We start from the raw sequence: 20,718 nt of genomic DNA, 5'->3' as shown, positions 1-20,718 counted from the left end.
GTTGTCCTCAGCTCGCCGGTGCGTCCGGCAGGCCACCATAGGCGGCCCAGGTGGTACCCACGATGTAGCCGGCATCGACCGGCAGGTTGATGCCGGTCACGCCGCTGCTCTGCGGCGAGAGCAGCCAGGCGATCGCCTGAGCCACTTCCATCGGCTCGACCAGCCGGTTCATTGCGGTCGGGCGGGCCAGCAGATCCTTGTTCAGGGCGCCCGACGCGATGCCGGCCTCGAGCGCCACGGTGCGGGTGAAGCCGGGCGACACCGCGTTGACGCGAACGCCGGAACGGCCCCATTCGGCGGCGAGCGTCTGCGTGATCTGGATGACACCGGCCTTCGCGGCGGTGTAGGCGTGGATCGGACCCGACGTCATGCCGGCCACCGAGGCGACGTTGACGATCGCGCCATGCCGCCGCTTCGCCATGCCGATGCCGACGCTGCGCGCGACCAGAAAGGTGCCGCGCAGGTCGATATTGACCTCGCGGTCCCATTGTTCCATCCGCACCCGCTCGATCGTGTGCATCTTGCCGAACACGCCGGCCGCGTTGACGAGGCCGGTGATCGGGCCGTGCGCCTTCTCGATATCGGCGACGCCGGTAACGACAGCGCTTTCGCTCGCGACGTCGAACGGCGCCGGCCAGAGGATGGCGGCCGTTCCGACCAGCGGCTCGGGCGCGATGTCGACGATGACGACGCGATGGCCCTCATCGGCAAGCAGCGTTGCGGTCGCCGCGCCAATGCCGCGGCTGCCGCCGGTGACGAGGATGATGCCGTCAGCGCTCATGACCTTCTTCCCTTGTCGCTCGTGGTGAACAGGCCGCGCGTCACCAGCTTTTGGTAGGCCGTGATGACGTAGTCGGGCACGGCGGTGACGCCTTGCTCGGAGTAGGAATAGCGGCGGCTGAGATAGCCGCGCGCACCCATCAAGACCTGGACGATGGCCTCGAACTCCTCGTCGCTGAAGGTGTTGGTGGCGCCCGCGGCCCGCGCGCGCTGCAGGATCCGGACATAGGCGCTCGAAATATTGTCGAAATGCTTCTGGTAGCCGATCGGCGCGAAGAACTCGGCCTCGTTGAGGATGCGGAGAAACTCGGGCACCTCGCGGATGAAGTCGAAGAAGGCACTGAAGCGCTCGACCTCCTGCCGTGCTTCGTTGGCAGTGCCGGTGCGTGCATGGATGAAGCGGACCATGTCGAGGCCGATCTTCGGCAGCAGCTGATCGAGCAGCTCCTGGCGGTTCTCGAAATGATTGTAGAACGTGCCTTGCGCCACACCGGCGGCTTCGGTGATGCGCGCAACCGAGGCTTCGGCATAGCCGTATTTGCCGACGACCTTGGTCGCGGCGTCGAAGATCTTCTGCTTGGTCCAGGCGTTGCGCTCGACCCGGTTGAGTTTTGTCACTTTGGCGGATGTCGCTTGCGTCATGCGGTGGCCTCGAGTTCAGCGCGGAGCACGCGTTTGAGCACCTTGCCGGATGGATTGCGCGGCAGGCTGTCGCGGATGATCAACTGCCGCGGCACCTTGAAGCCGGCGAGACGTGTTCGGCAGAATTCGGTGAGGTGGGGCAGGTCGAGCCCTGCGTCATCGGCCAGCACCACGATGGCGACCGGCTTCTCGCCCCAGCGGTCGTCCGGCAGGCCGATCACCGCGACCTCGCGCACTCCGGGGATTTCATAGATGACGCGCTCGACCTCGGAGGAGGCGATGTTCTCGCCGCCGGAGATGATCATGTCCTTCTTGCGGTCGGTCAGATAGAGGAAGCCATCGTCATCGAGATAGCCGACGTCACCGGTGCGGAACCAGTCGCCGAAGAAGGCGGATGCGGTTTTATCGGGATCCTTCCAGTAGCCCTGCGTGACCTTCGGTCCGCGCAAGCAAATCTCGCCGTTCTGGCCAGCGGGCAGGCGCTTGCCGGCGTCGTCGCGGATCTCGATCTCGACATGGGCGATGGCGCGGCCGGTCGAGCCGATCTTCTCGATCTCGCGGCCCGCCTCCATGAAGGTATCGCCGCCGCAGCTCTCAGTGAGGCCATAGGCATCGATGTAGCGCGCGTTCTTGAAATGGTCAGAGAAGGCGCGGATGCGGACTTCCGGCGTCTTCTCGCCGCCGCCGATCGCCCATTGCAGGCTGGAGACATCGTAACGCTCGCGGTTGGGGCAGGTGAGGAGGGCCGTGGTCATGACCGGCGCAAACCACGCCGCGTTGAGCCTCTCGCGTTCGATGGCGGCCAGCGCCGGTTCAGGCTCGAAGGTGCGGTGAATGCACAGCATGCCGCCGTGCCAGAGCACCGCAATGCCAGGCAGGTCGAGCGCGCCGGCATGATAGAGCGGGCCGACGACGAGCAGCCGCGTGTCGGCGTTCAGCCCGAGCGCCACGGTCTGGTCGGCGGATTTCCAGTAGATGTTCTCGTAAGTGAGCATCACCCCCTTGGGGCGATCCGTCGTGCCCGAGGTGTACATCAACCGCATCAGGTCGCGCGGCTGGCGCACATGGATCGGCGCCGGCGCAATGTCCGGCGCAAGATTGGTGACGCTGGATTGCGCGGCTTCATCGAGCAGCACGACCGGCGCGCCACAAGCTGCGATCGCGGCAAATTCCTCGTCGGCGACGAGCAGCCGCGCGCAGGAATTGCCGACGATGTAGCCGACCTCAGCGGCCGACAGGCGATAATTGATCGGCAGGAACACCGCGCCGATATGGCTGGTTGCGAACACCAGTTCGAGAAAGGCCGTGCTGTTCTTCATCAGGACCGCGACGACGTCGCCGGGCGCGATCCCGCGTGTCGCGAGCCAGCTGCCGACCTGCCGGATCCGCAGATCGAAATCTGCATAGGAGACGTCTTCGCCGCGATATTTCAGCGCACAGCGGTCCGGAGTCCGCCTGGCATGAAATGCGATGAAGCTGGAAAGATTGATCATTTGCCGTCCGTCGGGCCGATTCCGGCGCCGTTTTCTCCCTGGATGAATTATGAGTCGTAGTTCATCTTTGGCTTGACGTCACCCCCCTTGCTCTGAAAACATCGCGGCCATGGAGACGAAACGATCTCCGACAGGGATTTGGGAACGCGAACCCGACAGGGAGGGGAATATGACGAGGACCCGGAAACCGGGCATCAGCCGGCGCTCGACGCTTGCGCTGATGGGCGCCGGTGCGGTGAGCTTTGCTGCGCCATGGGCGGCGCGCGCACAGGCCAAGACCATCAAGATCGGCATGCCGACCATTCTGTCGGGTCGCGTCGCGCAACTCGGGACGTCCTCGCGCAATGCGGTGATGCTGGAAGTCGAGAAGGTCAATGCCGCAGGCGGCCTTGCCGGGCGGCAGATCGAGATGGTGATCCGCGATTCCAAGGGACAGCCGCAGGAAGCCGCGCGGATTGCGCGCGAGCTCGTCAACACCGACGGCTGCGAGATGCTGCTCGATGGCGAGGCATCGTCGGGATCGTTCGCGGTCCACGAGGTGGCGCGCGATCTCGGCGTGCTCTGCATCCACACCTGCTCGGAAGCATCGTCGCTGACGGCCGATCCCAAGCAGCACATCCCGAACGCCTTCCGCTGCGTGCGGCAGGGCATTCATGACTCGATCGTCGGCGCCGGCTATGCGGCAGGGATCGCCAAGGCCAAGGGCCTGAAGAAGTGGGCGACCTGCTCGCCCGACTACGCCTATGGCCGCGATACGACCGGCGAGTTCGTGCTGTACCTGAAGAAGTTCGCGCCCGATGTCGAGATCATCAGCGAATCCTGGCCGAAGCTGTTCCAGCCCGATTACACCGAGGTGGTGACCAAGATCCTGCAGGCCAAGCCGCAGGCGCTCTATTCCTGCCTGTGGGGTGGCGATCTCACGTCCTACATCGACCAGGCCAACATCTACGCGATGTTCAACCAGATGGAGGTGTTCGCGGTCAACATGGCCGACTACACCGCGCTCACGGTGGTGAAGAACCTGCCCAAGGGCATCCACTCCGGCGACCGTTACATCAAGACATTCCCGCCAACGCCGGAGAATGCAGCCTGGGGCGATGCCTACAAGGCGAAGTACAACGAGTATCCGACCAACTGGTCCTGGCAGAACGCGACGGCGGTCATGTTCCTCACCGAGGCCGTCAAGAAGGCGAACTCGACCGACGGCAAGAAGGTCGCAGAGGCCCTCACGGGGCTCACCATCAAATGCCCGTTCGGTGCCGACGGCACCGTCACGATGCGCGCCGACGACCACACGCTGGTCGGCTACGCGATCGGCTGGGGCACCACGATCCCGCAGGAGCCCTACGTGCCCGACGTCAAGGCCGGAGACTGGAAGACCATCTTCGAACTCGAAGCCGAGTGGAAGAAGAGCAAGGGCTACACCTGATCCGCATGCGGGGGCGGAGGCCGCGTGCTGTCTCCGCCTTGCATCTGATGTTTGTCGCGCGCCGGCGTTGCGGCCCGCCGTAATGGATGATTCCCGTGGACCTCGACGCGCTCGCCAGTTGCCTCAGCAGTCCTGCATGCCTGGTGACGCAGACCACCAGCGGCTTGATCATCGGCATGCTGCTGTTTCTTGTCGCCGTCGGGCTGACGCTGATCTTCGGCGTGCTCAAGGTGGTCAATTTCAGCCACGGCGCCTTCTATATGTTCGGCGCCTATTTCGCGATGACGGCCTACCAGCTCACCGGCAGCTTTGCGCTGGCGATCCTGAGCGGCGCCGTCGGCACCGCGCTCCTCGGTCTGATTTTCGAACGCGCCTTCATGAGCCGCGTCTACGGCCGCGATGTGCTGATGCAGCTTCTGGTTTGCTACGCCTTTGTGCTGATCTTCGACGATGTCGTCCGCATGATCTGGGGGCCTGAATTCAGGTCAATGGGTATGCCGGCAGCGTTCCAGGTGCCGCCGCTGTTCATCGCCGGCGGCGTAGTGCCGCCATACTATCTTCTGCTGATCGGGGTGGCGCTCGTGGCCGCGGCGGTTCTCGGGCTGGGGCTGGCGCGTTCCCGGATCGGCAAGGTGATCCGTGCGGCTGCGCACAATCCCGGGATGGTGTCGGCGCTCGGCATCAACACCGGGCTGATCTATGGCGGCGTGTTCGCGCTCGGCGGCATGCTGGCGGGGCTGGCCGGAGCGCTTGCCGCGCCGGTGCGCTCGCTGACGCCGGGCATGGGTTTCTCGGTCTTGATCGAGTCCTTCATCGTCACCGTCATCGGCGGCATGGGCTCGATCCTGGGCGCGCTCATCGGTGCGCTCCTGATCGGCCTGATCCGTTCCTTCGGATCGCTCGGCTTCCCGCTGTTCACCGAGGGGCTGATGTATCTCTTCATGGTGATCGCGCTGGTGTCGCGTCCGACCGGCCTGTTCGGCAAGGAGGTCGCATGACCGAGTTGCAGGCCGGGCAGGGCGCGCAGCCCCTCGAGGTGCCCCGGATCGACGCCAGGCCGCAGCGCTATCGCGATGTGCTGATCGCGCTCGCGGCCTTTGTGCTGCTCGCGCTGCTGCCGATGGCGTTCGGCAGCAAGCAGCTGCTCGACTTCGTGATCCGCTGCGCAGCCTACGGATTGTTCGCGACGTCGCTCAACCTTCTGGTCGGCTACACCGGACTGATCTCGTTCGGGCATGGCATGTTCTTCGGCCTCGGCGCCTATGGTTTCGGCCTCATGATGCAGAAGACCGGTGTGCCGATCCTAGTGGCCTTCGTCGCCACGCTGGCGATGACTTTCGTCGTCGCCGTCGTCATCGGCGCGATCTGCGTGCGGCTGAAGGAGATCTATTTCGCCTTCGTCACGCTGGCGTTCCAGATGCTGATTCATTCGACCATCCTGTCGTGGCAGTCGCTGACCGGCGGCGACCAGGGACTGCGCGGCGGCATTCCGCGGCCGCCGTTTCTCGGCATCGACCTCTCGAACCATCTGCATCTCTACATCACGAGCTGCGCGCTGCTGGTGATCGGGCTGTTCCTGATGCGCCAGATCGCGCAGTCGCCGTTCGGCTACACGCTGCGCATGATCCGCGACAATGCCACGCGGGCGAGCTTCATCGGCATCGATGTCTGGCGCGCGAAGCTGACTATCTTCGTGCTAGCGGCGCTGTTCGCGGCGACTGGGGGCATCATCATGGCGCTGTTCGTCTCCGGGGCCTATCCCGAATTCGCCTACTGGACAATCTCGGGCGAGGGCATCTTCATCAACATGCTCGGCGGCGTCACGACCTTCCTCGGGCCGATGGTCGGAACGGTGCTGCTGCTGATCCTCAACGACACCGTCACCCGCCTGACCGAGTATCACGGTATCGTACTCGGCATCGTGATCCTGTTCTTCGCCATCGGTCTGCGAAAGGGCTTGATGGACTTCGTTGTCGAATGGTTCGCGCAGCGTCGTGGCGAGGGGCGCGGCTAGCCATGCTGGAAATTCGCGCCCTCTCGAAATCCTTCGGCGGCGTCAAGGCGACCGACAACGTCTCGCTCGACTTCGCCGACGGTTCGCTCACCGCCGTGATCGGTCCCAACGGGGCCGGCAAGAGCACCTTCTTCAACTTGATCACCGGCGCGCTGCGGCCGGATGCCGGTCAGATCCTGCTCAATGGCGTCGACATGGCGGGGAAGACGCCGCCAGAGATCGTGCGCCACGGCATCGGCCGCGCCTTCCAGGTCGCGAGCATCTTCCCCTCGCTAACGGTCGAGGAGACGATGCTGGCGGCGGTCTGTGCCGATCAGCGCCGCGCTGGTGTGATGCATCGCCGCTTTCCATTGGCCGAGACGCGCGACCGCGCCGAGCATGCGATGGAGCTGCTCGGCCTCGCCGGTAAGCGCAACAGGACCGCGGCGACGCTATCGCATGGCGACCAGAAGCTGCTCGATATCGCGCTCGCGCTGGTGCTCGATCCCAAGGTGCTGCTGCTCGATGAGCCGACAGCCGGCATGGGCACCGAGGAGCGCTGGCGCATGATCGACAAGGTGCGCGAGCTCTGGGAGAAGCAGAAGATCACCGTCGTGTTCATCGAGCACGACATGGATATCGTGTTCAAGATCGCACCTGAGATCGTTGTGCTGTGTTACGGCCGGATCCTGGCGACCGGGACGCCTGATGCGATCCGCAGGAATGAAGCCGTCATCGAGGCCTATCTCGGCAGCGACGACCACGCGGGAGCGGTGCTATGAGCACGCAGCCGGTGGTGCAGGTCGAGGACCTCGACGTCTACTACGGCACCAGCCAGATCCTGTTCGGCGTCGGCCTCTCCGTGCGGAAGGGCGAAACGATGGCGCTGCTCGGCCGCAACGGGGCCGGCAAGTCGACCACCATGAAGGCGATCATGGGGCTTGCGCCGGCGCGCCGCGGCAAGGTGAGTCTGCGCGGCCGGGTGGTGTCCGGAATGAAGCCGCATCACATTGCGCGGGCCGGGCTCGGCTTCGTGCCGGAGGACCGCCAGATCTTTCCCGAGCATACGGTCGAGGACAACCTCGTCATCGGCCAGAAGAAAGGGCCCGACGGCGAGGACGAGTGGTCGATCCGGCGCGTCTATGACGTGTTCCCGCTGCTGGAGCCGCTGCGGCACCGGATCGCGGGCCGGCTGTCCGGCGGCGAGCAGCAGATGCTGGCGATCGCCCGCACGCTGATGGGCAATCCGGTGCTGCTGCTGCTCGATGAGCCGAGCGAGGGGCTGGCGCCGATCATCGTGCAGCGCATCGGCGAACTGCTGCGGCAGCTCCGCGGCACCGGTGCCACAGTATTGATCGCCGAGCAGAACATGCATTTTTGCCTTGGCCTTGCGAGCCACGCGACGGTTATCGACAAGGGACAAATCGTCTACACATCCTCCATCGATGAGCTGAAGGCCAACGATAACATCCGGCAGCGCTATCTAGCGCTGTAGGGCATGATCCGGAAAAGTGCGCAGCGGTTTTCCGATAAGATCATACCCAAGAGAATAGGGCTCTTCGACAGCTGTGGGAGGACAAATGGCGGGCGAACGCAAGCTGATGCCGACGCACGAGGCGCCGTATCGCGGGCTGAAAGTGCTGGATTTTGGGCAGGGGATCGCCTCGCCCTATTGCGCGATGCTGCTCGGGATCTATGGCGCCGACGTCATCAAGGTCGAGCCGCCTGAGGGCGACTGGTCGCGCTATCTCGGCACGACCTACGGCAATCACACGACCCTGTCGGCGGTCTACAATCGCGGCAAGCGCAGCCTGTGCCTCGACATGAAGCACAAGGATGGGATCGCCATCGCGCAGCTTCTGGCGCGGGAAGCCGACGTGCTGATTGAAGGATTTCGCCCCGGTGTCGCGGAGCGGCTCGGGCTCGGCTATGAGAGCCTGTCGCGCGACAATCCGGGCCTGGTCTATCTGTCGGTTAGCGGCTTCGGGCAGAGCGGGCCATACTCAAAGCGGCCAGGCTCGGATTCCGTGGCGCAGGCGTTCTCGGGGCTGGTCTCGGTCAATATCGGCACCGATGGTGTGCCGCATCGGGTCGGCACCACGATCTCCGACGTCGTCACCGGCGTCTACGCGTTCCAGGCCATTGCGACGACGCTGTTCGCGCGTGCGACGGTCGGCACCGGACGCTGGATCGACGTCAATCTCTGCCAGTCGACGTCGGCACTGCTCGGGCACAAGGTCGCGGAGTTCATCCTTGAGGGCGGTGCGCCGCGCGCTCTCAATGTGCCGGCCGGCACCTACCAGACCCAGGACGGCTGGATGATGGTGACGCTGGTGAACGAGCCGCAATACAAGCGGCTGTGCGGTGCGATCGGCCGAGAGGATCTCGCCGCCGATCCGCGCTTCGCCGACTTCGCCCGGCGCGCCGATGCGGCCGACACGCTGATCCCGCAGCTGCGCGAGGTGCTCCTGACGCAGCCGACGGATGTCTGGCTGACGCGGCTGCACAGTGCCGATATCATCGCGGAGCGCATCCTCAATCCCGGCGAATGGCTGCGCAACCCTCACGTCGAGGCGACCAGCGCGTCGGTCCGCCAGGATACGCCGGGCGTCGGCGCGGTCTATTCGCCGCGGACGCCGGGGATCGCGAGCCTGTCCGAGGATCATCTTTGTCCTGCGCCGGACGTTGGGCAGGATAGCCGCGCGGTGCTGACAGAGGCTGGCTTTGGTTCGGTCGAGATCGACGGCTTGCTGCTGTCGGGCGCGGTGCGGCAGGCCAAAGCGATGACAGGAGGCAAGACATCATGAGCACGGACCTCGTTCGTTACTCGGTCAGCAACCAGATTGCGGAGATTGTGCTGGACCGCGGGCCGGTGAATGCGCTCAGCATCCCCCTGATCGACGCGTTGCTGGCGGCGCTGGCGAAAGCACGCGATGATGATGCGGTGCGCGCCGTCATCATCAGCAGCGCCCACAAGGTGTTCTGCGCCGGCCTCGACCTCGACATCGTCAGGGGCAAGCCCGCGATCGAGACCAAGGCATTTCTCGAGCGGCTATATTTCGCGCTGAACGATACGCAGTACCGCATGGGTAAGCCGACCATCGCGGCGATCGACGGCGCGGTGCGCGCCGGCGGCATGACGATCGCGATCTCCTGCGACATGATTATCGCGGGCGACAGCTCGACCTTCGGCTATCCCGAGATCGATGTCGGCCTGATCCCGGCGATCCATTTCGTGCAGTTGCCGCAGCTGGTGGGGAAGCACCAGGCGTTCGGCCCGCTGTTCCTCGGCGAGCCCTTCGATGCCGCCACCGCCTATCGCATGGGGCTGCTCAGCGAAGTTGTGCCGAAGGGCACCGCGCTCGAGCGGGCCCGCGAGATCGCGCGGAAGCTGGCCGCGAAATCGCCGATCGTGATGAAGATCGGCCGCGACGCCTTCATGCGCGCGGTCGATGCCGATTTCCGCCGTTCGGTGGAGAACACGGCGGAAAGCTTCGTGGTGGTCGCATCGACGGAAGACTGTCAGGAAGGGCTGAATGCGTTCGTTGAGAAGCGAACGCCCAACTACAAGGGACGTTAAATGGCTGGATTGTATTTCGAAGAGTTCGAGGTCGGGCAGGAATTCCATCACGAGTTCAGCCGGACCGTGACGGAGATGGACAACACCATGTTCAGCCTCCTGACCATGAACCCGCAGCCGCTGCACATCGATGCGCATTTCTCAGAGAAGACCGAGTTCGGCCAGCGGCTGTTCAACAGCCTCTATACGCTCGGCATCATGATCGGCATGAGCGTGTACGACACGACCTTGGGAACCACGGTCGGAAACCTCGGCATGACCGACGTCAAGTTTCCGAAACCAGTCTTTCACGGCGATACCTTGAAAGCGCATACCAGGATCATCGGCAAGCGCGCCAGCAAGTCGCGGCCGACCCAGGGCATCGTCGAATTCGAACACACCATGACCAATCAGCGCGGCGAGGTGGTGGCAAGCTGCCGCCGCACCGGCCTGATGCACTGCAAGCCGAAGGCATAGACGATGCGATCGTTCCTGTTTGTTCCCGGCGATAGCACCCGGAAATATGAGAGCGCGAAGAAGACCGCAGCCGACGCATTGATCCTCGACCTCGAGGATTCCATCGCGCCGGAGCAAAAGGTCGTTGCGCGCGGCATCACGCGCGAGATGCTCGATGCGCGCAATCCGGACCAGAAGCTCTATATCCGCGTCAACGCGCTCGACACCGATCTGACGCTCGGCGACCTCGCGGCCGTGATGCCCGGAAAGCCTGATGGCATCGTGCTGCCGAAATGCGCCGGCGCCGCCGATGTCAACAAGCTCGCGCTCTATCTTGATGCATTCGAGGCCGCCTCGGGTATCGCGCAAGGCACCACGCGGATCGTTACGGTCGCAACCGAGACGGCGCGGGCGGTGCTGAAGATCCTGGACTTCGAGAACATGAGCCCGCGGCTCTGGGGCATGATGTGGGGTGCGGAGGACCTTGCGGCCTCGCTCGGCGCAACGCGCAACCGCACCGACGGCCGCTATCATTCGCCCTTCATCCTTGCCCGCGATCTCTGCCTGATCGGCGCGGCCGCGGCCGGCGTGGTCGCGATCGACACCATCGCCACCGACATCAACGATCTTGATGCGCTGAAGGCGGAGGCGATTGCCGCGCGGCAGGACGGCTTCCTCGCCAAGGCCGTGATCCATCCCAAGCATGTCGATGTCGTCAACGCGGCCTTCATGCCGAGCGACGAGGAGATCGCGTGGTCGGAGCGGGTGATCGCTGCGTTTGCCGACAATCCGTCCGGAGTCGCCAAGATGGACGGCAAGATGCTGGACAAGCCGCATCTGCGCGCCGCCGAGAAAATCCTGGCGTCGCGCAGGAAATAGTCAGTCGGGTTCGATCAGCGCGCCCTCCGTGAGGAGGGCCGCAATCTCCGCATCCGCAAGTCCAGCCTCGCGCAGGATCTCCCGGCCATGCTCGCCGAGGCTCGGCGGATAGGTCCGGATCGATGGCGGCGTCTTGCTCCAGGTGGCGGCCGGGCCGGCCACGCGCAGCGTGCCTTCGGTCGGATGCTCTATTGATTGGATCAGCCCGACGGCTGCAAGATGCGGATCGTCGATCAGGCTGTCGAGGTCGTGCAGCGGCGCATGCGGAATGTCGGCCTCTTCGAAGAAGCGCATCCAGTCGGCGGTGCTGCGGGTCTTCATCATCTGCGAGAACCAGCCGTAGACGAAGTCGTAGTTCCGGGTTCGCGCAGAGATGCTGTTCAGCCGCGGGTCGCGGTCGGATTCATTGGCGAGGCCGATCTTGGCGAAGAACGCGTTCCACTGCTTGTCGGAATAGACCAGTGCGCAGATGTAGCCGTCGCTGGTCTGATACGGACGGCGGTCTGGCGACAGCAGCCGGGAGTAGCCGGGTGGTCCGATCGGCGGCTCGAAGCTGCGGCCGGCCATGTGATCGCCGAGCACGAACTGCGCCATGGTCTCGAACATCGGGATTTCGATCGCCTGGCCTTCACCAGTGCGCTCGCGGTGGAACAGTGCCGCCAGGATGGCGTGGACGGCATTGAGACCGACGATGCGGTCGGCCATGGTCGCCGGCGAGTAGCGCGGCTCGCCGATGATCCTACCGGTCAGCGCGGGCAGGGCGGTCAGCCCCTGGATCAGGTCGTCGTAGGCGGGCCGGCCGGCATAGGGCCCGGTCTCGCCGAAGCCGTGCAGGCTGGCGTAGACCAGCCGCGGGTTGGTGGCGAGGAGATCGTCGGCACCGAGCTTGAGCCGCGCCATCGCCGCAGGACGGACGTTGTGGACGAACACATCGGCATCGGTGGCAAGACGCAGCAGCGCCGCGCGGCCGCCAGCCTTCTTCAAATCGAGCACGATCGAGCGCTTGTTGCGATTGCCCTGCAGATACATCGCGCCCATCGCGGGATGGCGCATCGGGGCGGCGTGGCGCATCACATCACCATCGGGGCTCTCGACCTTGATCACGTCGGCGCCGTAGTCGCCGAGGATCATGGTCGCGTAGGGCCCCATCATCACGCTGGTGAGGTCGATGATCCTGACGCCGGCGAGCGGGCCCGCCGGCGCGGATGGTTTGTCTCTCGTCGGTGCCTGGCTCAATGGGTAGCGGCCAGTGCTTCGGTGAAGGCCTTGAAGACGTCGGTACCGGGCTTGCCGCGCTTGTCGACGTCCTTCACCCAATCCTGCGCCACCGATTTGAAGGCGGTGTCGAACACCTCCTTGTCGTCGGCGCTGAAGTTGATGACCTTCATGCCCTGCGACTTGATCTTGTCGGCCGCGGCCTTTTCTCCGTCCTCGAACCGCTTGCAGGCCTCGCGCGTGGTCTGCTCGCCGGCCTCGACCAGCGCCTTGCGCACATTCTCGGGCAGCGACTTGAATTTCAGCTCGCCGATCGAATAGGTGAAGATCGCGGTGCCGAAGTTGAGCCCCTCGGTGCCCGACTTCAGGATCTTGCCGAAGTCGTAGGATGCCGAGCTCTGGTAGGAGAAGATCAGCCCGTCGAGCGTGCCGCGGGTCAGCGATTCATAGATCTCGGGCGCGGCCATCCGCACCGGAACACCGCCGATCGAGCGCATCATCAGGTCCATGGCGCCGCCGGTGGTGCGGATCTTCAGGCCTTCGAGGTCCTTCGCGGTCTTCACATCGCGGCTGGTCGCAAGCTGGACCTGGTAGGCTGGCAGCGCGAGCGTCACCAGCGGCCGAAGCTGGTTCGGCGCAAACTCCTTCGTCTCCAGGATGCCGCCATTGTGCGAGACCTTGTAGAAGGCGAGCGAGCCCTGGCATTCGCTGTCGAAGATGCCGGGCAGTTCGGCGACGGCCGTCAGCGGAAACTTGTCCGACGAATAGGACGGCACGATGTAGGAGACGTCGGCAACGCCGAGCGCGGTGAGCTGAGCCATGTCCTTGGCCTTGCCGAGCTGCTCCGCCGGGAAGTGCTGGAACGTGACCTGGCCGTTGGTCAGCTTGGTGACGAGCTCGGAAAAAGGCTTGCCGACGAGCTCATGGATCACGTGGCCGGACGGCAGGCTGTCGGCAAGGCGCAGGGTGATCTTCTCTTGGGCGAGGCCCGATGATGCGGAAGCCGCCAGCAAGGCGGTGGCGACAGCTGCGCCGGCGAGGAAACGGGAAGAGAAATTCATAACAGTCTCCCAGAGATGGCCGTCTCGACCGACGGCTTCTTCAATGTTGCATGTGGTTCGGCAGCCAGAGGATGATCTCCGGGAATGCCACGAAAATGGCGATGGCGATCAGATGGGCGATGAAATGCGGCAATGTGCCGTGGAACACCTCGCCCACGGGACGATGTGCGTAGCGTGCGACGATGAAGCAGTTCAATCCGATCGGCGGTGTGATCATGCCGACCTCGGCAGTCACGATCTTGATCACGCCGAACCAGATCGGATCGAAGCCGAGCGACTTGATCAGCGGCAGCACGATCGGAACCGTCAGCACCAGGATTGCGATTTGATCCATGAACGAGCCGAGCACGATGTAGCCGCACAGGATCAGCGTGATGATGATCCAGCGCGAGACGTCGAGCCCGCCGACCCACCCAACGATGTTCTGCGTGACCTGGGTGAGGGTGAAGAAATAGCCGAAGATGTGCGCGCACATGATGATCAGCACGATCATGCAGGTGCCCTGGGCGGCATGACGTAACGTCGTGTAGAGCGAGGTCAGGTTGATCTTGCGTTTCCAGCAGGCGAGGCAGAAGGCGCCGAATGCACCGAAGGCCGAGGCTTCCGTCGGGGTCGCGATCCCGAGATAGATCGTGCCTGTGACGATCGAGAACAGGACCACTATCGGGCTGACCTGCCAGAGCAGGCTGAATCGCTCCGACCATGTCACGGCCGAAATCGTCGGTGCGCGCGAGGGATCGAGCAGCACCAGGATATAGATCGTCGACATGATGATGATGGTGACAAAGATCGCCGGGATGATGCCGCTGATCAGGAGCTTTCCGATGTTCACCTCGGCAAGCAGGCCGAAGATCACGAGCGCCACCGAGGTCGGCAGCAGCATCGCCAGCGTGCCCGAGATCGCGACGACGCCGGCGGCCATTTTGGGCTCGTAACCCTGGCGGATCATCGCGGGCAGGCTGGTCGAAGAGAGCGTCGCGGCGGAGGCTGTGCTGGTACCACAGATCGAGCCGAAGCCCGCACCGGCCAACGCGGTCGCCATGCCGAGACCGCCGGGGATGCGTCCAACCCAGGCTGCGGCGGTCTTGAACAGATCGTCGGCGACGCCCGACAGCAGCACCAGGTCTGCCATCAACAGGAACATCGGGATCGTGATCAGCTCGTAGGAGGTGACGGCCGACAGCGGCGTGGTCTGCAGCACGCCGAGCAGGATCGGCAGGCCGCCGGTCAGATAGAGGCCGAGCCCGCCGGAGAATGCCATGGCGAACGCGACCGGCGTTCCGATCGCGAGCAGGAAGAACAGCAGCGCGAGGATGAAGGTCGGGATCATTCGAAACCTCCGGCAGCCTTGTCCGAATGACCGGAGATGGCCGGCAGCGGCAACAAATTCTCGCCGGTCAGGAGGCTTGCGGTATTGGCAATGAGATGAACGGCAAGGCGCAACGCGAGAATTCCCGCACCGACCGGCACGAAGATCGAGGACGCCCAGGTCGGCCAAGGGATCGCACCGGCCATCACATCGCCCGACACATAATTGTCGAGCGCGCGCTGATAACCGAGCCAGGCGATTGGAACGAAGATCGCGAGGCCAACGAGGTTGGAGATGATGACGCAGAGGCGCTGGATAATCGCCGAGAAGCGTGGCAGTAGGATATCGACGCTGATATGGCCGTTGACCGCGTAGGTGCCGGAAAGGGAGAGAAAGAACACGCCGGCCATCACGTAGAGCGAGATCAGATCATAGGCCCAGGAGAACGGCCGGTTGAAGACGTAGCGCATCACGACATCGGAGAAGACGATGATCATGATCGCGAACATCATCGCCGCGGCGATGGCCGAGGTCACCTTTTCGATGGCGGTCAGAGCCTTCAGGCCTGTCTTGATCACGTTGGGCTCCGTCCGCGTTACTGGGCCGGCACGGCCGCAACGGCGGCGCTGAATTCCTTCAGAGCGTCGCTGCCGTGCTTGCCGCGGGCATCGAGCCCGGCGGCCCATGCCTTGCCCACGCCCTTGGTCAGGTCCTTGAGCTTGGCGACGACGTCAGGCTGTAAGGTGTCGAAGTGGACGCCTGCGGCTTCCATCGACTTCATCGTCTCGGTGTCCTGCTTCTGCACTTCCTTGCAGGCAGACGGCAGGATTTCCTCGGCGGTGTCGATCATCGCCTTCTGGATCTCCGGCGACAGTTTCTTCCAGGCGTTCTCGCTGATCGAATAGGCGACCACGAAGCTCGCGAAGCCAAAGCCGTTGGTAGAATGCTTCACGAGCTTGTCGGCGCCATAGGCGACGACGCTTTCGAGCGGAAACAGCAGACCGTCCATCGTGCCGCGCGACAGCGACTCGTAGGCGTCGGGGGCCGCCATCCGCACCGGCACTGCGCCGATCGCGCGCAAGGTGAGGTCCTGCGCGCCGCCGGTCGACCGCAGCTTCAATCCGTTGATGTCGGCGACATCCTTCACCGGCTGCTTCACGGTCAGGATACGATAGGGCGGCAGGCTCACCGCGAGCAGCAGGCGGATGCCGTTTGCGGTATAATCCTGCTCTGCAATCACGCCGCTCCGCGCGGCCTTCCAATAGGCGAGCGTGCCCTGGCAGGAATGCTCGAACGCGCCGGGGAGCATCGCGACTTCGGAGACCGGCATCTTGTCGGACACGTAGGCGGGCGCGACGTAGCCGATGTCGGCGACGCCGGTTTGCGTCAGTTTGAGCATGTCGGCGGCCTTGCCGAGCTGCTGGGCCGGATAGTGCTCGAACGTCACGGCGTTGTTGGTGCGCTTCTGCACCTCGGCCATCCAAGGCTCGAGCACGAGGCGGACGAGGTAATGCCCCTTCGGAAAAGAGTCGGCCACCCGCAGCTTGATCGGCTCGGCCGCTGCCGCCAGATTGATCGATGCGATGAGGAAGCCGTAACCGGCCAGCGCCCGCCGAAGCCCGCCCATATGTCCTGCCCCTGAGTAGCCTTGTTGTTTTGAGCAGCTGCGCACAAACGAATTTGCCCGTCAAGCATGGCTCGGCTGAGCAAGCCTGATCGGGCAACCGGAGAGCGTGGGCCGCCATGCGCCGACGCGATTGCGAGGGCGGAAGGGATCACACGAGGACGTCGATGCCCTTGATTTCGAGCCGTAAGCGCGCGACGGCCAATCGGCTGGAAGCCGATGCTGAGAGGCAATCAGATCTCGATCAATTTTATCCACCACGCGGGAAATTCCTCCGGTGTGCTCGACGGCTCAGCGCCGCCGCCGGCGGCATGGCGGCCACGATCATCATCGAGCGGGTCTGACGCCGTTAGACCGCGGGAAACTCCAGCGCGAACGCGACGCCCTGGCTGGCGGGCAGGAGACGGATCGTACCGCCATGGCTCACCATGACCGCTTGCGCGATGGCGAGGCCCATGCCGGTGCCGCCGCTATCGCGGCGGGTGGTGAAGAAGGCATCGAAGATCTTGTCGCCGTTGGCGTTGGAGATCGCATCGCCATCGTTGCTCACCGTCACCCTGACGGTCGAGGCTCCGGCAGTCGCTTCAAGCTGCACCAATTTGGCATTGTGACGGAACGCGTTGTCGGCCAGGTGCGCCAGCACGATCAGCGCCTTCTCGCCGGACATCCCGATCGGGCCGTCGAGGTCGCCGCTGGCCACGATTGTCCGCTGCGCAAAGCGGCTCTTCAGGTTCGCGATGACGCCAGAGAGTGAGGTCTGCTCGTTCTGCGGAGCGCTCTCTGCGCGCGCCAGCTCGCGCAGCCGCTGGCTCATCGCATCGAGCCGCGCGACGTCGCCAAGGATGTTCGAGATGAAGCTCTGTTGCTCGGATCGGGTCAGCGTATCCGACTTGCTTTGAAGCGAATCCTGCAGCAGCTCGGCCGCGCCCCTGATCGATGTCAGCGGCGATTTCAGTTCGTGCGTCAGGTGTGCCGAGAAGGTGGCGATGTAGTCGGAACGCCGCGACAGCTGCTGGGCCATGTCGAGGAAGCTGTCGGAGAGCTGGGCCAGCTCGCGGGTGCCATAGTGCTGCAAGGGCTGAAACGCATTGCGGTCGCCGCGGCCGATCCGCACGGCTCGATCGACGAGCTCGCGCATCGGACGCGTGACTGTTCGTGAGAACATCAGCCCGATCGCAATGGTCGCCAGCAGCACGGCCAATGTGGCGAGCAGGAACTTGCCGCGCTCCTGATAGAGATGATCGAAGATGTTGCTCGGCGTCCGCGACGTGTAGATCACGCCGGCGACGTGATCGTTGACGATCACGGGCATCGCGGAGAAGACATGGACACCGACGCCGCGGCTGATCGAATAGATCGGTGGCGGAGGTTTGTCCGGCATGCGGATACGGAGCGCGGCGCTATACTGGCCTCCAAGCGCCGCGGCCACTTCCTCGATAAGGGCAAGCGACTGCCCGACCTCCTGGCGTCCGGCGATCACCACGCCTTGCGGATCGAGAATACGGAAGCCCGCCAGCGTGACCTTCTGGGTCTCCAGGATGATGGGCATGAGCGCGGTACCGATCTCGACATAGGCCGGATCCGCCGGCTTCGCCGCCGGCAACGCATCGGGCCGTCGCCGCAGCAGGTCGTTGCCGGCGAGATCGAGCGCGGGCCGGATCGGCGTCACCTGGTCGTCGGGGTCGGGCAAGGCCTCTTGAGGGACTGTAGCGCCGAGCGGGATGCCATCGCCAAGCCGTGCCTTCACGTGTTCGGCGTAGATCGCGGCAAGCACACGGCTTTGCGCAATCAGCTCGGCTTGCGTCTGGTGAATCAGCTGATTGTCGTAGAGGCGAAAGAAAAACAGCCCCATCAGTGGCAGGACCGCGACCGAGGCAAGCACGGTGAAGATGACCAGGCCAAGCGACGGTCGCCACTTCTGGCGGGCGCGGAACGATGTCATGCTTGCTGCTCGCAGCGACCGAGCTTGAAGCCAACGCCGTGAACGGTTTCGATAGCGTTGTCGCAGTTCACGGCTGCGAGCTTGGCCCGGATGTTGCGGATGTGGCTGTCGATGGTGCGGTCGGAGACCTGGATGTTGAGCTGGTAGGCCGCGCTCATGATCTGCTCGCGGTTGAACACCGCCGTTGGCCGCGTCAGGAAGGCGCGCAGAATTCCGAACTCGATCGCGGTCAGGCGCAGCGGCACGCCTGCGAATGCCGCCACGTGCTGCTCGGGATCGACCGAGAGATGTCCCCGGGAGAGCACGCCGGCCTCTGTCCTTGTCTCCGCCTTCCGCGGAGTCAGGCGCCGCAGGATGACATTCACCCGCGCGACGAGCTCGCGCGGGCTGAACGGCTTGGTCACGTAGTCGTCACCGCCGATCTCCAGGCCGAGGACGCGGTCGATCTCGTCGTCACGGGCGGAGAGGAACAGGATCGGCACGTCGGACGATTTGCGGATCTCGCGGCAAACCTCGAGGCCATCGAATTCCGGCATGCCGATATCGAGCACGATCAGGTCCGGCCGCTCGCCGGCAAACCGGGTCAGCGCCTCCTTGCCGTCGCGGGCCTCGGCCACGTTCATGCCGGCTTTCTTGAGCGCGACGCGGATAACCTCGCGGATATGCAGGTCGTCGTCGACGATGAGGATGCGGTGCGTCACGAGTCGTCTCCGAAAACCGGCGCTTGGACTACCCCGGCGCGTTGCTCTGCCGCCCGTCCAGGAAACGCTGAAGCCGCCAGCCGCGAAAGCTCCAGCCGCGCCATGAGGCCATCTGCTGGCGTTGCTGTTCTACAAGGCTATTGCGGCGAGAGACAAGGACCGGGTTGGCGTAACGCAGTTGGATCGCCTGGTCGATGGCCGGAAGCGCGTTCGGGCCGAGCTGGATCAGGTAGTCCATATCCAAACTAACGGCGCTGCCCGAGGCTTCGCGGCTGTGACTGACATTATAGTCGGCGACGACGGCGGCGAAATTGATCAGAGAGCCGACATAGAGCACGATGGTCAGTACCAACAGATTGCCGCGGACGAGCCATTCATTCGATGCCCGCAGGGCAATGCGCACCAGAATCAGGATCAGCCCGACGGCGACGAGCAGCATCCAGACGAATGCCGCGACGCGCCAGTAGGTGAGCAGATAGGTTTGGACATAGAGATCAAGCCGGAGCATTGAGGAGATCACCAGTAGAACATTCTGCCCGACCCAGAGGTAGACGAGCGGTCGGATCACCCGCGATTGCTCGGCCGGGCCGCCCGGCCGCATCGCGACCAGAACGAAGGCCGCGGCCAGGAGCGCCGTGACAATCAGCGGATAGGCGCCACGGTGGGCGTAGGACGCGTAAGTGATGGCGGCGGGAAGCGTTGTGTTGCCCCAGAGATAGATCGCATCGAGAATTGTCTGAATCGAAAACAGCAAGTTGAACAGGATCAGAGAGCGCAGGATGGTGCCTGCGCCGAGCAAGTCGATGAAATGATCGGGTTCGGCTGGACCCTGCGCGGAAGATCGCGGTCCGCTGGCCGCGACATTGGTGTAGCGCCGCCATTTGACATGGACGAATGGCCAGACCAGCGCCAATACGAGGATCCAGAACAGCGTGCGACCGAGGCTGAGGCTGGCGGCGGGATTGCCGGGGTTCAGCTGGCTGATCCATATCTCCAGCACCGGATTGGCTGCGACGAACAGAAAGACAAACACGGTTCCGAGCAGCAACGGCACGAACCATAGGATGAACCCCCTGGTGAGGCCCGGCAGATCGAATGCGCTGACGACGTCCCGGAACAACCTGAAAGGGCTGACCAGAAGGAGATCCACCAACGAGGCAGCTCCCCTGGTTACGCTGTTGAGACAGGGATTGGTCGTCAGAGCAAGCGCGGTGCCGAGCGCAAGAATGGCGAAGGCCAGCGAGACTGCGTTGACCTCTTCCAGGGCAGGGAGTAGCCCGGCCACAACGATCGCGCCGGCGATCGGCAGCCTGTGGCGAGCGACGTGACCGAAGTTGGCGGCTAGTGACACGCCGGCCAGCGCGAAGGCGAAGAGGACCACCGAGAGTCCGGCATTCTGATCATAGAACAACCAATCGGCCAGCGCGGCGAGCGCAAGCGCGGCGGCGGCCTTGGCCGGCGGCAAACCATTGGCAATCGAGTGGGTCTCAGCTTCCGGTGACTCTAGGCTTGTCATCATGACCTCAGGACTGAAGGACGTATGGACTTCAGCGGTCGCGCTGAAGTCATCGACGGGTGTGCGAACGCGATCCTGGTTGCGGCAGGGCGCACCTTGGGTTGGCCGCGTGCAGACAG

General features: G+C 64.1%; 21 protein-coding genes. 10 read left to right on the top strand and 11 right to left on the bottom strand.

Translation table 11 applies throughout. The annotated features are described in order from the left end of the window. Positions 1-7: 7 nt before the first annotated feature. The 3 genes from JQ573_RS13140 to JQ573_RS13130 are packed head-to-tail and all read right to left on the bottom strand — an operon-like array spanning position 8 to position 2,915. Positions 8-781, bottom strand: a complete 774-nt coding sequence (locus JQ573_RS13140; protein WP_212310278.1) for an SDR family NAD(P)-dependent oxidoreductase — start codon at positions 779-781, stop codon at positions 8-10. Further along, positions 778-1,422 (bottom strand): TetR/AcrR family transcriptional regulator, encoded by a 645-nt coding sequence (locus JQ573_RS13135; protein ID WP_212310277.1) that lies wholly within the window; start codon positions 1,420-1,422, stop codon positions 778-780. The genes JQ573_RS13140 and JQ573_RS13135 overlap by 4 nt, the downstream gene beginning before the upstream one ends. Continuing rightward, positions 1,419-2,915, bottom strand: coding sequence for an AMP-binding protein (locus JQ573_RS13130; RefSeq protein ID WP_212310276.1), 1,497 nt, complete (start codon positions 2,913-2,915; stop codon positions 1,419-1,421). The genes JQ573_RS13135 and JQ573_RS13130 overlap by 4 nt, the downstream gene beginning before the upstream one ends. 169 nt (positions 2,916-3,084) lie before the next feature. Here JQ573_RS13130 and JQ573_RS13125 point away from each other — a divergent pair, with 169 nt between their 5' ends. From JQ573_RS13125 to JQ573_RS13085, 9 genes are all read left to right on the top strand, one after another. After that, positions 3,085-4,344, top strand: coding sequence for an ABC transporter substrate-binding protein (locus JQ573_RS13125; RefSeq protein ID WP_212310275.1), 1,260 nt, complete (start codon positions 3,085-3,087; stop codon positions 4,342-4,344). A gap of 95 nt (positions 4,345-4,439) precedes the next feature. Next, complete coding sequence (locus JQ573_RS13120) at positions 4,440-5,342, top strand: branched-chain amino acid ABC transporter permease (RefSeq protein WP_212310274.1); 903 nt, start codon at positions 4,440-4,442, stop codon at positions 5,340-5,342. Then, positions 5,339-6,358 carry a branched-chain amino acid ABC transporter permease gene (locus JQ573_RS13115; protein WP_212310273.1) on the top strand — a complete coding sequence of 340 codons (1,020 nt, stop codon included), beginning with the start codon at positions 5,339-5,341 and terminating at the stop codon, positions 6,356-6,358. The genes JQ573_RS13120 and JQ573_RS13115 overlap by 4 nt, the downstream gene beginning before the upstream one ends. 2 nt (positions 6,359-6,360) lie before the next feature. Continuing rightward, positions 6,361-7,119: an ABC transporter ATP-binding protein gene (locus JQ573_RS13110; RefSeq protein WP_212310272.1), complete on the top strand. Its 759-nt coding sequence runs from the start codon at positions 6,361-6,363 to the stop codon at positions 7,117-7,119. After that, positions 7,116-7,832, top strand: a complete 717-nt coding sequence (locus JQ573_RS13105; protein WP_212310271.1) for an ABC transporter ATP-binding protein — start codon at positions 7,116-7,118, stop codon at positions 7,830-7,832. The genes JQ573_RS13110 and JQ573_RS13105 overlap by 4 nt, the downstream gene beginning before the upstream one ends. Before the next feature lie 85 nt (positions 7,833-7,917). Further along, positions 7,918-9,144, top strand: coding sequence for a CaiB/BaiF CoA-transferase family protein (locus JQ573_RS13100; protein ID WP_212310270.1), 1,227 nt, complete (start codon positions 7,918-7,920; stop codon positions 9,142-9,144). Then, the gene (locus JQ573_RS13095; protein ID WP_212310269.1) at positions 9,141-9,917 is read left to right on the top strand and encodes an enoyl-CoA hydratase/isomerase family protein; all 777 of its coding nucleotides are present in this window, start codon (positions 9,141-9,143) and stop codon (positions 9,915-9,917) included. The genes JQ573_RS13100 and JQ573_RS13095 overlap by 4 nt, the downstream gene beginning before the upstream one ends. After that, positions 9,918-10,373 carry a MaoC family dehydratase gene (locus tag JQ573_RS13090; RefSeq protein WP_018272840.1) on the top strand — a complete coding sequence of 152 codons (456 nt, stop codon included), beginning with the start codon at positions 9,918-9,920 and terminating at the stop codon, positions 10,371-10,373. 3 nt (positions 10,374-10,376) lie between these two features. After that, positions 10,377-11,231: a CoA ester lyase gene (locus tag JQ573_RS13085; RefSeq protein ID WP_212310268.1), complete on the top strand. Its 855-nt coding sequence runs from the start codon at positions 10,377-10,379 to the stop codon at positions 11,229-11,231. Here the strand turns inward: JQ573_RS13085 and JQ573_RS13080 are convergent, their stop codons facing one another. The 5 genes from JQ573_RS13080 to dctP (JQ573_RS13060) are packed head-to-tail and all read right to left on the bottom strand — an operon-like array spanning position 11,232 to position 16,443. Further along, a complete protein-coding gene (locus JQ573_RS13080; protein WP_212310267.1) occupies positions 11,232-12,467 on the bottom strand; it encodes a CaiB/BaiF CoA-transferase family protein in 1,236 nt (411 codons plus the stop codon). Continuing rightward, on the bottom strand, positions 12,464-13,507 hold the full coding sequence (dctP, locus tag JQ573_RS13075) for a TRAP transporter substrate-binding protein DctP (protein ID WP_212310266.1): 1,044 nt from the start codon (positions 13,505-13,507) through the stop codon (positions 12,464-12,466). Before dctP (JQ573_RS13075) ends, JQ573_RS13080 begins: the two co-directional genes overlap by 4 nt. Before the next feature lie 40 nt (positions 13,508-13,547). After that, a complete protein-coding gene (locus tag JQ573_RS13070; protein ID WP_212310265.1) occupies positions 13,548-14,837 on the bottom strand; it encodes a TRAP transporter large permease in 1,290 nt (429 codons plus the stop codon). After that, positions 14,834-15,394, bottom strand: a complete 561-nt coding sequence (locus JQ573_RS13065) for a TRAP transporter small permease (protein WP_312011462.1) — start codon at positions 15,392-15,394, stop codon at positions 14,834-14,836. Before JQ573_RS13065 ends, JQ573_RS13070 begins: the two co-directional genes overlap by 4 nt. Positions 15,395-15,411: 17 nt before the next feature. Next, the gene (gene dctP / locus JQ573_RS13060; RefSeq protein ID WP_212310263.1) at positions 15,412-16,443 is read right to left on the bottom strand and encodes a TRAP transporter substrate-binding protein DctP; all 1,032 of its coding nucleotides are present in this window, start codon (positions 16,441-16,443) and stop codon (positions 15,412-15,414) included. Between the two features lie 164 nt (positions 16,444-16,607). On the opposite strand from dctP (JQ573_RS13060), the gene JQ573_RS13055 reads away from it, so the two are divergent. After that, the gene (locus tag JQ573_RS13055) at positions 16,608-16,784 is read left to right on the top strand and encodes a hypothetical protein (protein WP_212310262.1); all 177 of its coding nucleotides are present in this window, start codon (positions 16,608-16,610) and stop codon (positions 16,782-16,784) included. Between the two features lie 5 nt (positions 16,785-16,789). On the opposite strand, the gene JQ573_RS13050 is transcribed toward JQ573_RS13055, so the two are convergent. Genes JQ573_RS13050 through JQ573_RS13040 form a run of 3 tightly spaced genes read right to left on the bottom strand, consistent with a single transcriptional unit; the run spans position 16,790 to position 20,599 of the window. After that, positions 16,790-18,382, bottom strand: coding sequence for an ATP-binding protein (locus tag JQ573_RS13050; protein WP_212310261.1), 1,593 nt, complete (start codon positions 18,380-18,382; stop codon positions 16,790-16,792). Then, positions 18,379-19,083: a response regulator transcription factor gene (locus tag JQ573_RS13045; protein ID WP_212310260.1), complete on the bottom strand. Its 705-nt coding sequence runs from the start codon at positions 19,081-19,083 to the stop codon at positions 18,379-18,381. The genes JQ573_RS13050 and JQ573_RS13045 overlap by 4 nt, the downstream gene beginning before the upstream one ends. Before the next feature lie 28 nt (positions 19,084-19,111). Continuing rightward, a complete protein-coding gene (locus tag JQ573_RS13040; protein WP_212310259.1) occupies positions 19,112-20,599 on the bottom strand; it encodes a DUF4173 domain-containing protein in 1,488 nt (495 codons plus the stop codon). Between the last annotated feature and the right edge of the window lie 119 nt (positions 20,600-20,718).

The organism is Bradyrhizobium sp. AUGA SZCCT0105, from assembly GCF_018129565.1.
In the GTDB taxonomy this organism is placed as follows: Bacteria; Pseudomonadota; Alphaproteobacteria; order Rhizobiales; family Xanthobacteraceae; genus Bradyrhizobium.
This window is presented reverse-complemented; position numbering and strand designations above follow the sequence as displayed.